Genomic DNA, 12,549 nt, shown 5'->3' with positions numbered 1-12,549 from the left:
GGTGTGAGATGCGCCCGGGCTCAGGTCCAGCGGAAGAGCTTACCGGCGCCCCAGCCGAGCGCGGCGGTCCAGCCGAGCAGCACGACGACGGAGAACGGCGGCACGGCGCCGTCGAGCAGCGCGCCGCGCATCGCCTCGCCCAGCGCGCCCGAGGGCAGCAGGAGCGCGACGTGCTCGAGGGGGCCGGGGAGCTGGTCCGCCGGGACGAGGACGCCGCCGCCGACGGTGAGCAGCACGAGCACGAGGTTCGCGACGGCGAGCACGCCCTCGGCGCGCAGAGTGCCTGCGAGCAGCATCGCGAGCGACGTGAACGCGGCGGTCCCGAGCAGCACCGCGAGCAGTGCCGCGGGGATCCCGGCGGGGTCGGGCTGCCAGCCGAGCGCGAGCGCGACGGCCGTGATGACCACGACCTGCACGACCTCGACGGCGAGGACGCCGAGCACCTTCCCGGCGAGCAGGCCGCCGCGGCCCAGGGGCGTGGTCGACATGAGGCGCAGCACGCCGTTGCGGCGGTCGAACGCGGTCGCGATGGCCTGCGACGTGAACGCCGTCGACATCACGGCGAGCGCGAGGACGCCGGGCGTCACGAAGTCGACGCGCGTCGCGCCGCCCGTGTCGAGGTCGACGAACGACGTGAGCACCAGCCCGAGCAGGAGCATCACAGGCAGGATGATCGTCACGAGGAGCTGCTCGCCGTTGCGCAGGATCATGCGCGTCTCGAACGCCGTCTGGGCGACGACGCGGCGCCACGCGGGAGCGGCGAGCTCCGTGCTCGGGGTCTGGCTCGGGTCCTGGGTCTCCGACGCGGTCGTCGGGGTCGCGCTCATCGCAGGTGCCGTCCCGTGAGGTCGAGGAACACGTCCTCGAGCGTGCGGCGGCCCACCGTGACGCGCGAGGCGAGGACGCCGCGCGCGGCGAGCCACGTCGTCAGCGCCACGAGCGTCGCGGGGTCGGCAGGGCCGGTGAGGGTGTACGAGCCGGGCTGCGGCTCGGCGACGCTCCACGCGGCGGGTGCGCCCGCGCCGTCGGGCACACCCGCCCCGGCGAGGGCCTCGCTCAGGCCGTCGAGGCCGAGCCCGGGCGTGGCCTCGAAGCGCACGGTGCGGTCCGCCTCGCCGTCGGCCCCGGTCTCGAGCAGGTCGCGCGTCGCGCCCGCGGCGATGACCTTGCCGTGGTCGACGACGTACACGTGGTCGGCCAGGTCCTCCGCCTCGTCCATGAGGTGCGTCGTGAGGACGATCCCCACGCCCTCCGCGCGCAGCTCGCGCACGAGCTCCCACACGGCGTGCCGGCTCTGCGGGTCCATGCCCGCGCTCGGCTCGTCGAGGAAGACGACCTCCGGGCGCCCGACGATCGCCGCGGCGAGCGCGAGGCGCTGCCGCTGCCCGCCCGACAGCCGCCGCACGGTCGTGCGCGCGAAGCTCTCCAGCCCCAGGCGCTCGGTCAGCTCGCCGACGTCGCGCGGCCGTGCGTACATCGAGGCGACGTGCCGCAGCATCTCCAGGGCGCGCACGCCCGTCGGGAGCCCGCCGTCCTGCAGCATGACGCCGACGCGCGGGCGCAGGTCGCGCGCGTCGGTCAGGGGGTCGAGGCCCAGGACCTCGACACGCCCGGCGTCGGGGGAGCGCAGGCCCTCGCAGCACTCGACGGTCGTGGTCTTGCCGGCGCCGTTGGGGCCGAGCACCGCGGTGATCGCGCCGCGCTCGGCGGTGAGGGACACGCCGTCGACGACGGCACGACCGTCGTAGCGCTTGACGAGGTCGTGCACGAGCACGGCGGGGGCGGGCACCCGGCCGAGTCTAGGGGGCGGGTCCGCCGCTCAGGGCCCGCGCCCGGCCCGGACCGCACGGGTGTCGCGTACGCCACATCCCGGCGCCCCAGGGGCCGGTCTGAGGGTCGCCTTGCTTGCGTTCGGGCAATTAGGGAACAACCATGTTGTCTATATCGGTTCCAGATCTGTCACCCGTGTCAGGCCGCGCCACGCGCACGCGCGCCCACGGGACGCACCACGGGAGGTGAGCATGGCCGCAGGACCCGTCCGACCGGACGCGCTGCGCGCTGCCACCCCCGCGGTCGGGCAGGCGCCCAGCACCGTCCCGGCTGCCGACGCCGACCGCCGCACGCGCGAGCGCGTGCTCGAGCTCGTCGCGAGCGAGGGCCCCGTGAGCGCCGCCGACCTCGCCGCGACGCTCGGGCTGACGCCCGCCGCCGTCCGGCGCCACCTCGCCCTCCTCGAGGAGGACGACCTCGTCGCCGTGCACGACGCCGGGCACCCCACCGGGATGCGCGGCCGCCCCGCGCGGCGCTACGTGACGACGTCGGCCGGGCAGAGCGAGCTCAGCGGCACCTACGCGGACCTCGCGACCCAGGCGCTGCGGTACCTGCGCGACGTCGCCGGGCCGGACGCCGTCGAGCGCTTCGCCCAGGACCGGCTCGCCGAGCTCGCCGACCGCTACGAGGGCCGGCTCGACGCGCACGACGTCGAGGGCCGGGCCGCCCAGCTCGCGGCGGCGCTCGCGGACGACGGCTACGCGGCGAGCGTGCGCCCCGTCCCCGGCACCTCCGCGGTGCAGCTCTGCCAGGGACACTGCCCGGTGCAGCACGTCGCGGAGGAGTTCCCCCAGCTCTGCGAGGCGGAGGCGCAGGTCTTCGCCAGGCTCCTCGGCTCGCACGTGCAGCGGCTCTCGACGCTCGCGACGGGCGCGCACGCGTGCACGACGAACGTCCCGGTGGGCATGCCGGTCCCGGTGCCCGCACCGCGGGCGTCGCGCCCGCCCCGCCCCCACGACGGCCGCGCGCACGACGGCCCTGCCCACGACGTCCGGGCGCGCGGCCGCCCGACGTCGGGTGAGACCTGACCCGAGGGGCGCGCCGCCGCCCCGAGGCCACGAACGACATCCCCCGCAAGAACCTTGTACCGACTGCCCCCGCCCGCAACGACGGACAGTGGAAGGACGACCATGAGCGCTCCCACCCAGGACGCCACCGGCACGGCCCAGCCGACCGGTGAGAAGCAGACCGACGACGAGATCATCGCCTCGATCGGTGCCTACGGATACGGCTGGCACGACAGCGACGCCGCCGGAGAGGCCGCGCAGCGCGGCCTGTCCGAGGAGGTCGTGCGCAACATCTCGGCGCTGAAGGACGAGCCCGAGTGGATGCTCAAGACGCGTCTCAAGGCCCTGCGCCTCTTCGACAAGAAGCCCATGCCGAACTGGGGCTCCGACCTCACGGGCATCGACTTCGACAACATCAAGTACTTCGTGCGCTCCACGGAGAAGCAGGCCGCCTCGTGGGACGACCTGCCCGAGGACATCAAGGAGACGTACGACAAGCTCGGCATCCCCGAGGCGGAGAAGCAGCGCCTCGTCGCGGGCGTCGCCGCGCAGTACGAGTCCGAGGTGGTCTACCACCAGATCAACGAGGAGCTGGAGCGCCAGGGCGTCATCTTCCTCGACACGGACACCGCGCTGCGCGAGCACCCGGAGCTCTTCCAGGAGTACTTCGGCACCGTCATCCCGTCGGGCGACAACAAGTTCGCGGCGCTCAACTCGGCCGTGTGGTCGGGCGGGTCGTTCGTCTACGTGCCGCCGGGCGTGCACGTCGAGATCCCGCTGCAGGCCTACTTCCGCATCAACACCGAGAACATGGGCCAGTTCGAGCGGACGCTGATCATCGCGGACGAGGGCTCGTACGTGCACTACGTCGAGGGCTGCACCGCGCCGATCTACTCGTCCGACTCGCTGCACTCCGCGGTCGTCGAGATCATCGTCAAGAAGAACGCGCGCGTGCGGTACACGACCATCCAGAACTGGTCGAACAACGTCTACAACCTCGTCACCAAGCGGGCGACCGCGGCCGAGGGCGCGACGATGGAGTGGGTCGACGGCAACATCGGCTCCAAGGTCACCATGAAGTACCCGGCGATCTACCTGCTCGGCGAGCACGCGCGCGGCGAGACGCTCTCGATCGCGTTCGCGGGCGAGGGCCAGCACCAGGACGCCGGGGCCAAGATGGTCCACGCGGCGCCGCACACGTCGTCGTCCATCGTGTCGAAGTCGGTGGCGCGCGGCGGTGGCCGCACGTCCTACCGCGGCCTGGTCCAGGTCCTCGAGGGCGCCTCGCACTCGGCCTCGACCGTGCTGTGCGACGCGCTGCTCGTCGACCAGATCTCCCGGTCCGACACCTACCCGTACGTCGACGTCCGCGAGGACGACGTGTCCATGGGGCACGAGGCGACGGTCTCGCGGGTGAGCGAGGACCAGCTGTTCTACCTCATGTCCCGAGGCATGGAGGAGACCGAGGCGATGGCCATGATCGTGCGCGGGTTCGTCGAGCCCATCGCGCGCGAGCTGCCCATGGAGTACGCGCTCGAGCTCAACCGCCTCATCGAGCTGCAGATGGAAGGGTCCGTCGGCTGATATGACCACCACCACCATTCCCGAAGAGGCCGGCCTGACCACCGACCACTCGCGCGCGCAGGCCGACGGGGCGCACTCCCACGGCGTCGTGCCGCAGGGCTCGCGCGCCGAGCGGCTGACGTCGTTCGACCTCGCCGACATCCCCGTGCCCTCCGGGCGCGAGGAGGAGTGGCGCTTCTCGCCCGTCGCGCGCCTCGCGCCACTGTTCGACGACAAGCTCGTCGGGCAGAGCGGCGGCGGCGACGTGCGCGTCACGGTCGTCGAGGCCCCCGAGGTCGAGGTCGCGCTCGTCGGCCGCGACGACGCGCGGCTCGGCACCGCCGGCAAGCCCGGCGACCGCACCGCGGTCACGTCGTGGAACGCGTTCGAGCAGTCCACGGTCGTCACGGTGCCCAAGGAGGCCGTCGCGTCGGACGTCACGTCCGTGCGCGTCGAGGGCCACGGCTCCACGCCGACCGCGAGCCACGTCCTCGTGCGCGCCGAGCGGCACTCGGAGGCCGTCGTCGTGCTCGACCACGTCGGCACCGCGACGCTCAACGAGACGGTCGAGATCGTCGTCGAGGACGGCGCGCACCTCACGGTCGTGTCGGTCCAGGACTGGTCCGACGGCGCCGTGCACGCGTCCTCCCACCGCGCCCGCATCGGTCGCGACGCACGGCTCAAGCACGTGGTCGTGACGCTCGGCGGCGACGTCGTGCGCGTCACCCCGGACGCGGAGTTCACGGCCGAGGGCGGCGACGTCGAGATGGTCGGCCTCTACTTCGCGGACGCGGACCAGCACCAGGAGCACCGCCTGTTCGTGGACCACGCCGTGCCGCGCTGCAAGTCGCGCGTCACGTACAAGGGCGCGCTGCAGGGCGAGGGCGCGCACGCGGTGTGGGTCGGCGACGTGCTCATCCGGGCCGAGGCCGAGGGCACCGACACCTACGAGCTCAACCGCAACCTCGTCCTCACGGACGGCGGGCGCGCGGACTCGGTGCCGAACCTCGAGATCGAGACGGGCGAGATCGAGGGCGCGGGGCACGCGTCCGCGACCGGCCGGTTCGACGACGAGCAGCTCTTCTACCTGCAGGCCCGCGGCATCCCGGAGGTCGAGGCGCGCCGCCTCGTCGTCCGCGGCTTCTTCGCGGAGCTCATCCAGGAGATCGGCGTCGCGTCGGTCGAGGAGCGCCTGCTCGAGGCGATCGAGCGCGAGCTGAGCAAGTCCATGTCGATCATCGACGGGAGCGCCGAGCTCGCCGAGGCGACGGCGTGACCGCACAGCCCGCCTGCACGACGTCCGACCTCGGCCCGGAGGAGGCGCTCCGCGTCGAGCTCCCGGCCGAGGACGGGCGCGTCGTCGAGGTCGCGGTCATCCGTGACGGCGACGGCGGCTGGCACGCGATCTCGGACATCTGCTCCCACGGGGCGGTGTCCCTGTCGGACGGCGAGGTCGAGGGCTGCTTCGTCGAGTGCTGGCTGCACGGCTCGCAGTTCGACGTGCGGACCGGCATGCCGATCGCGCTGCCCGCGACGCGTCCCGTGCCCGTGTACCCGGTGACGGTCGACGGCGAGCAGGTGCTCGTCGACGTCGACCGCGTCGTCGCTCCCACCTGATCCGTCTCGCTGATCCGTCAGCGGTCCACCAGCACTGACCTGGCGCGCCGCGCGCGCCCCACGGCTCACCAGAACCTCTTGGAGAAGAACCACATGTCCACTCTCGAGATCCGCGACCTGCACGTCAGCGTCGAGACCAAGGAAGGGCCGAAGCCGATCCTGCGCGGCGTCGACCTGACGATCGCCAGCGGCGAGGTCCACGCCATCATGGGCCCGAACGGCTCGGGCAAGTCCACGCTCGCCTACTCGATCGCCGGCCACCCCAAGTACCAGGTCACCGGCGGCACGGTGACGCTCGACGGCGAGGACGTCCTCGCGATGAGCGTCGACGAGCGCGCCCGCGCGGGCCTGTTCCTCGCCATGCAGTACCCGGTCGAGGTCCCCGGCGTGTCCGTGTCGAACTTCCTGCGCACCGCGAAGACCGCGATCGACGGCGAGGCCCCCGCGCTGCGCCACTGGGTCAAGGACGTCAAGGGCGCCATGGAGCGCCTGCGCATGGACGACTCCTTCGCCGAGCGCTCGGTCAACGAGGGCTTCTCCGGTGGTGAGAAGAAGCGCCACGAGATCCTCCAGATGGAGCTCCTCAAGCCGAAGTTCGCCGTCCTCGACGAGACCGACTCGGGCCTCGACGTCGACGCGCTGCGCATCGTCTCCGAGGGCGTCAACCGCGTCCACGGCGCGACCGACGCCGGCATCCTGCTCATCACGCACTACACGCGCATCCTGCGCTACATCAAGCCGGACTTCGTCCACGTCTTCGTCGACGGCAAGGTCGCCGAGGAGGGTGGCCCGGAGCTGGCCGACCGCCTGGAGGAGGAGGGCTACGACCGCTACCTCTCCGGTTCCGTCGAGTCCGCCTCGGCAGCCTCCGCCTGAGCGGTCGCACCACCCCTGAGGAGACGAGCATGACGACCACTGCGCACCCCGCAGGGCACGCAGGACAGCACGTCGGTCCGCCGGCGCGCCTGACCGACGTCGAGCTCGCCGCCGTGCGGGCCGACTTCCCGCTGCTCGAGCGCACCGTGCGCGGTGGTCGTCCGCTCGTCTACCTCGACTCCGCGGCGACGGCGCAGAAGCCGCAGGTCGTCCTCGACACCGAGGTCGACTTCTACGAGGAGCGCAACGCGGCCGTGCACCGCGGCGCGCACCAGCTCGCCGAGGAGGCGACCGAGGCGTTCGAGGACGCCCGGGCCGACGTCGCGGCGTTCGTCGGCGCGCGCCCGGGCGAGATCGTCTGGACGTCCGGTGCGACGGCCGCGATCAACCTCGTCGCGTACGGGATCTCGAACGCGACGCTCGGCCGCGGGGGAGAGGCGGCCCGCCGCTTCGCGCTCGCGCCGGGCGACGAGATCGTCGTCACCGAGGCGGAGCACCACGCGAACATCGTCCCGTGGCAGGAGCTCGCGGCCCGCACCGGGGCCGTCCTGCGCTGGTTCGAGGTGGACGACGACGGGCGCGTGCGCGTCGAGGACGCCGCGACCGTCATCACGGAGCGCACGCGGATCGTCGCGTTCGCGCACGTGTCGAACGTGACGGGCGCGGTCACCCCGGTCGAGCCGATCGTGGCCCGGGCGCGCGAGGTCGGGGCGCTCACGGTGCTCGACGCGTGCCAGTCCGTGCCGCACCTGCCGGTCGACCTGCCCGCGCTCGGCGTCGACTTCGCCGCGTTCTCGGCGCACAAGATGCTCGGCCCCACGGGTGTGGGTGTGCTGTACGGGCGGCGCGAGCTGCTCGAGGCGCTGCCGCCCGTGACGACCGGCGGGTCGATGATCGAGGTCGTCACGATGACGGAGTCGTCGTACATGGCGCCGCCGCAGCGGTTCGAGGCGGGCACGCAGCCCGTCGCGCAGGTCGTCGGGTTCGGCGCCGCCGCGAAGTACCTGCACGAGCTCGGCATGGACGGCGTCGCCGCGCACGAGCACGAGCTCGCCGCGGAGCTGCTGCGCATCGGGGAGATCCCCGGCGTGCGCATCATCGGCCCGCGCGAGCCGGCCGACCGGCTCGCCGTCGTGTCGTTCGTCGTGGACGGCGTGCACGCGCACGACGTCGGCCAGGTGCTCGACGACGCGGGCATCGCCGTGCGCGTCGGTCACCACTGCGCCCAGCCCCTGCACCGCCGGTTCGGGGTCGCCGCGACCGCGCGCGCGTCCGCGTCGGTGTACACCACACGCGAGGACGTCGACGCGTTCCGGGAAGCATTGGCCGGGGTCCGGGCGTTCTTCTCGGTGGACTGAGAGAGGACCCGATGAGCTCGATCGAGCAGATGTACCAGCAGGTCATCCTCGACCACGCCAAGTCCCCGCACGGCCGGGGCCTGGTCGAGGTGGCGGATGGCGCGACGAGCGGCCAATCGCACCAGGTGAACCCCACGTGCGGCGACGAGGTGACGCTGCGCGTCGAGCTCGCCGGCGACACGATCGACCGCGTGAGCTGGGAGGGGCAGGGCTGCAGCATCTCGCAGGCGTCCCTGTCCGTGCTCACCGACCTCGTGTCCGGCCGGCCCGTGACCGAGGCAGAGCACCTCGGCGAGGTCTTCCGCGAGCTCATGGGCTCGCGCGGCAAGGGCCTCGACGAAGCCGCGGAGGACGAGCTCGGCGACGCCACCGTGTTCACGGGCGTGTCGCGCTACCCTGCGCGTATCAAGTGCGCCCTGCTCGGCTGGGCCGCGCTGCGCGACTCGCTCGTCACCTCGGGCGCCCTGAGCACGGTGGGCGACCCATCAACGGCAGCAGCTTCCGACGCGGCGCTCGCCGCGCGGGGAACGACGGAGGAGAACCGATGACCACCGAGACCGGCGCGCCCGCCGAGGGCGTCACGCCCAGCCCGCCGAACGTCGCCGACGTCGAGGAAGCCATGCGCGACGTCATCGACCCCGAGCTCGGCATCAACGTCGTCGACCTCGGCCTCGTCTACGGCATCCAGATCGACCAGAACAACCACGCCGTCATCGACATGACGCTCACGTCCGCGGCGTGCCCGCTGACCGACGTCATCGAGGACCAGTCCGCCCAGGCCCTCGAGGGCCTCGTCGACGGCTTCCGCGTCAACTGGGTCTGGATGCCGCCGTGGGGCCCGGAGAAGATCACCGATGACGGCAAGGACCAGCTCCGCGCGCTGGGGTTCAACGTCTGACGCCTGCCTCGACGTCCCACCGACGCCGCGTCCCCTCGGGGGCGCGGCGTCGTGCTGTCTCCGGCCGTTCGACCCGCAGGTCTCGGCCCGCGGACGTACCGCATCGGGACGGCCGCTGCTCACGATCCGATTGCGATCCTTCCGGTGCGTTGACGAGGAGTGTCCTGAGTGTTGGGATATGTGCGCCCACACCACTTTTCGGAGGATGACGTGACACAGCAGGACCAGACCGGCGCGGGCGGTTCCCCGCGGCAGGTGCGTTACCGCGGCCGGCACCTCCCGATGGTCGCGGTGGTCATCGCGGCGACGATCGCCACCGCGCTGGCGTACAGCGGCATGGTCCTGTTCGGTCTCGAGGTGGCGCACATGTCGCCGCTCGAGGCGTACGGGCTGGCGGGCTTCCTCGAGATCAGCCTCGTCGCGGTGGCGCTCATGGCGCGCAACGCGGCGCTGGAGGGGCGCCCGTACGGTGTCCTGCTCGCGCTCACGTGGGTGCTCTCGGGCACGTCGGGCCTGTTCGCGGCGCTGCACGAGATCGCGGTCCCGACGGCGAGCACCCCGTACATGGTGGTGTTCCGGTTCGTGCCGCCGCTGGTGGCGGCGCTCATGTGGCACCTCGCCCTCGTGGGGGAGCGGCACATGGTGACGGGCCACACGCTCGAGGAGCGCCGTCGTGAGCTGCGCGTCCACGGGTACGTCTCCGCGCTGGAGCAGTGGCGCGACGCACGCGCCGACAGCGCTGGCTCGGCCGGGGACCTGCGCAAGGTCCGCGCCGCGCACGAGCGGCAGCGCGCCGCGCGTGACGCCGCGCTCAAGCTGCTCACGGTCGAGGACTTCGAGCGCCGCATGCAGGTCTGGGTCGACCGCCTGGAGGCCGCGGAGCGCCACGGCAACCGGCTCGACCTCATCGGGGCGAGCTCCGTGAAGCGCGGCACCGCGCGCGGGTCGGCCGAGGCGCCAGCGGCGTCGGAGGTTCCCGCGGTGGTGGTCGCCCGGACGGTGGCACCCGCCGAGGGGCTCGTCGAGGCGCACCGCCAGGAGACCCTTGCGCTGGAGCCCGCGCGCGACGCCGAGCTCCTCGTGGCGGAGGAGGCCTCGCCGGCCGCCGAGCCGGTCCCGGACGAGGCGTCCGCCGCGTCGGACCAGGAGAGCCCCGAGGCCCTCGCGCCGGTCGAGGCACCCGCCGTCGCGCAGGACGACGAGCCGATGGACGAGGCGGACGACGAGAAGCCCTACGTGCCGCAGACGGCGTTCGAGGCGCTCCCCGATCTCGAGGCGCGGGTCAAGGAGCTGTTCGGGCGCGCCCAGCCGCTCCCCTGGGACCAGCCCGTCCCGGAGGAGGACACCTCGGCGCCGGTCGTGGAGCCTCCGGCCGTGACGGGCCACACCCGACGCGTCGAGGTCTTCGACCTCGTCGGCGGATCGACCGGCGCGTCGGCCCCGGCGACGGACGCCGACGACGCCTCCCTCGGCGAGGACCCGACCGCGGAGCGCGACCGCCGCATCGTCGAGCTCGCCCGCCAGGGCATGAAGCAGGGCGAGATCGCCCAGAAGGTCTCGGCGTCGCGGTCGACCGTGAGCCGCGTCGTGCGCCGCTACGAGGACCAGCGGCCCATGGCGGACGACGACCGCGAGCTCGCGAACGCCTGATATGTAGGCCGTTCTGTCAAGTGGCAGGTTGGAGCACCCGCCTCGGACCGTCGTCCGGGACGGGTGCTCCTCTTGTCGCGTGGTGCCGTGGTGCGGGGGTGCAGCGTGTCGTTGTCGACGCGTGGTCCAGACTGATATGCGCGGGTTGGTTACCGCATGACGGGTTGTTCGGCAGGAGCGGGACCATCGGGGTGTCTGAGGTCGAGCGTGGCCGTTGTGGCTGCTCACAGGCGTTTCGTGGGTCGCTCCTCGCGCTGCGCACGACGCGTGGGGCACGGGCGGCAAGCTTGGTTGACCCGGGGGTGGTCGGGGTGGGTCGGGCTAGGGCGTGTCTCCCAACTCTGAGGTGGGTTGGCGGCAGACTCGCGGGCGTGAGTCGTTTCCAGGTGCTGGCGGACGAGCAGTGGGAGCGGATCGAGCCGTTGCTGCCGTCGAATGCGGGCAAGGTCGGTCGCCCATTCGGTGATCACCGCACCGTGGTCGAGGGCATCGCGTACCGGTATCGGACCGGGATCCCTTGGCGCGACCTGCCTCGTGAAGCGTTCGGTCCGTGGCAGACCGTGTGGAAGCGACACAAGAAGTTCGCCGACGACGGCACCTGGGACCGGATCCTTGTCCAGCTGCTGGCCGAGGCCGACGCGGCCGGTCAGATCGACTGGACCGTGTCGGTGGACTCCACGATCAACCGCGCCCATCAGCACGCGACGAACACGACGCGTCGCAAGCAGGACACAGGGGGCGACGTCGAATCACAAGAACCGCGGGACACGGATCGTCAACAGTGAACCTGCAGGTCACGGCATCGGCCGGTCTCGTGGCGGGCTGACGAGCAAGATCCACCACGCGGTCGACGGGCGCGGCCGCCCGCTCGCCGTTGTGGTGACTCCGGGGCAGTCGCACGACGGGCGAGCGTTGGAGGTCGTGCTCGCAGACATCTGGGTGCCACGACTCGGCGCAGGCCGACCGAGGACAACCCCGGACGCCGTGCTCGGCGACAAGGCGTACTCCTCGCGCGGCAACCGGGCGATGCTGCGCCGACGCGGGATCCGGGTCGTGATTCCCGAGCCGTCCGACCAGCAGGCCAACCGGAAGCGGCGCGGTGCGAGGGGTGGGCGCCCACCGAAGCTCGACCGCGAGACCTACAAGCGGCGCAACGTCGTCGAGCGGTCCTTCAACCTGCTCAAGCAGTGGCGCGGCCTGGCCACCCGCTACGACAAGCACGCCGTCGTCTACCGTGCAGGCGCCGTCTTGGCCGCGATCATCACCTGGCTGCGGAGTTGAGCCCTTCGAGCGGACTCAACGCCACTCCTCCCACTTCGCGATCGCCTCGGAGGCTGCCGCCGCATCACCGAGACGGGTCGATTCCGGCCACGGGGGCCGCTCGACATGGCTCGTCCACGTCGGATGAACCAGCGCAAACGTGCCGTCAACCAAACTGACGACGACGTCGTCCGAGGGCCCGAACCGCGCTTCGACGCGCTCGATCTGTCCGGCCAATTCGTGATCGGGACTCAACTCCAACACGATCTCGCGGAGCACCGCGGCGAAGTTGTCATCCGCAGGTGGCCCCGAGCCATCACGACTCCACCACTCGTCCGAAAGCCTGAGCACAGCCACCCGCCGATCGTGCCACCTCTGCAGTTAGGAGACGTGCCCTAGTCGGGCAGGATGGCCAGGGACCAGCACCAGCCGGAGAGCTCGCGGGCGATCGCGGTGGTGGCCACGGTGTGCTTCTTGCCGTGGGCGTCGT

At 72.3% G+C, this 12,549-nt stretch carries 13 protein-coding genes; 10 read left to right on the top strand and 3 right to left on the bottom strand.

The genetic code is table 11. From position 1 onward, the window contains the following. Positions 1 to 20: 20 nt before the first annotated feature. Positions 21 to 827 (bottom strand): ABC transporter permease, encoded by an 807-nt coding sequence (locus tag ACFC2L_RS19525; protein ID WP_375826006.1) that lies wholly within the window; start codon positions 825 to 827, stop codon positions 21 to 23. Next, entirely contained in the window at positions 824 to 1,789 is a 966-nt protein-coding gene (locus tag ACFC2L_RS19520) for an ABC transporter ATP-binding protein (RefSeq protein ID WP_375826005.1), read from the bottom strand. Before ACFC2L_RS19520 ends, ACFC2L_RS19525 begins: the two co-directional genes overlap by 4 nt. Before the next feature lie 232 nt (positions 1,790 to 2,021). Here ACFC2L_RS19520 and ACFC2L_RS19515 point away from each other — a divergent pair, with 232 nt between their 5' ends. From ACFC2L_RS19515 to ACFC2L_RS19470, 10 genes are all read left to right on the top strand, one after another. Next, positions 2,022 to 2,858 carry a helix-turn-helix transcriptional regulator gene (locus ACFC2L_RS19515; protein WP_375826004.1) on the top strand — a complete coding sequence of 279 codons (837 nt, stop codon included), beginning with the start codon at positions 2,022 to 2,024 and terminating at the stop codon, positions 2,856 to 2,858. Positions 2,859 to 2,960: 102 nt separating this feature from the next. Further along, positions 2,961 to 4,421: a Fe-S cluster assembly protein SufB gene (gene sufB / locus ACFC2L_RS19510; RefSeq protein WP_375826003.1), complete on the top strand. Its 1,461-nt coding sequence runs from the start codon at positions 2,961 to 2,963 to the stop codon at positions 4,419 to 4,421. 1 nt (position 4,422) lies between these two features. Continuing rightward, positions 4,423 to 5,676, top strand: a complete 1,254-nt coding sequence (gene sufD, locus ACFC2L_RS19505; protein ID WP_375826002.1) for a Fe-S cluster assembly protein SufD — start codon at positions 4,423 to 4,425, stop codon at positions 5,674 to 5,676. Beyond that, positions 5,673 to 6,017 (top strand): non-heme iron oxygenase ferredoxin subunit, encoded by a 345-nt coding sequence (locus ACFC2L_RS19500; protein ID WP_375826001.1) that lies wholly within the window; start codon positions 5,673 to 5,675, stop codon positions 6,015 to 6,017. The genes sufD and ACFC2L_RS19500 overlap by 4 nt, the downstream gene beginning before the upstream one ends. 93 nt (positions 6,018 to 6,110) lie before the next feature. Continuing rightward, positions 6,111 to 6,893 carry a Fe-S cluster assembly ATPase SufC gene (sufC, locus tag ACFC2L_RS19495; protein ID WP_087472926.1) on the top strand — a complete coding sequence of 261 codons (783 nt, stop codon included), beginning with the start codon at positions 6,111 to 6,113 and terminating at the stop codon, positions 6,891 to 6,893. A gap of 29 nt (positions 6,894 to 6,922) precedes the next feature. Continuing rightward, positions 6,923 to 8,251, top strand: a complete 1,329-nt coding sequence (locus ACFC2L_RS19490; protein WP_375826000.1) for a cysteine desulfurase — start codon at positions 6,923 to 6,925, stop codon at positions 8,249 to 8,251. Between the two features lie 11 nt (positions 8,252 to 8,262). Beyond that, positions 8,263 to 8,799, top strand: a complete 537-nt coding sequence (sufU, locus tag ACFC2L_RS19485; RefSeq protein ID WP_375825999.1) for a Fe-S cluster assembly sulfur transfer protein SufU — start codon at positions 8,263 to 8,265, stop codon at positions 8,797 to 8,799. Then, positions 8,796 to 9,149 carry a metal-sulfur cluster assembly factor gene (locus ACFC2L_RS19480; protein WP_375825998.1) on the top strand — a complete coding sequence of 118 codons (354 nt, stop codon included), beginning with the start codon at positions 8,796 to 8,798 and terminating at the stop codon, positions 9,147 to 9,149. Before sufU ends, ACFC2L_RS19480 begins: the two co-directional genes overlap by 4 nt. A 210-nt stretch (positions 9,150 to 9,359) precedes the next feature. Continuing rightward, positions 9,360 to 10,799 (top strand): helix-turn-helix domain-containing protein, encoded by a 1,440-nt coding sequence (locus ACFC2L_RS19475; RefSeq protein ID WP_375825997.1) that lies wholly within the window; start codon positions 9,360 to 9,362, stop codon positions 10,797 to 10,799. Between the two features lie 371 nt (positions 10,800 to 11,170). Further along, positions 11,171 to 12,080, top strand: a protein-coding gene (locus tag ACFC2L_RS19470; RefSeq protein WP_375825996.1) for an IS5 family transposase whose coding sequence is annotated in 2 segments (ribosomal slippage) — positions 11,171 to 11,533 and positions 11,535 to 12,080 — 909 coding nt in all. Because the reading frame shifts where the segments join, the coding sequence is not laid out codon by codon here. A gap of 15 nt (positions 12,081 to 12,095) precedes the next feature. Here ACFC2L_RS19470 and ACFC2L_RS19465 read toward each other — a convergent pair. After that, complete coding sequence (locus ACFC2L_RS19465; RefSeq protein ID WP_375825995.1) at positions 12,096 to 12,416, bottom strand: hypothetical protein; 321 nt, start codon at positions 12,414 to 12,416, stop codon at positions 12,096 to 12,098. Positions 12,417 to 12,549 lie beyond the last annotated feature (133 nt).

The sequence above is a fragment of the Cellulosimicrobium sp. NPDC055967 genome, assembly GCF_042269845.1.
Classification (GTDB): Bacteria; Actinomycetota; Actinomycetes; order Actinomycetales; family Cellulomonadaceae; genus Cellulosimicrobium.
This window is presented reverse-complemented; position numbering and strand designations above follow the sequence as displayed.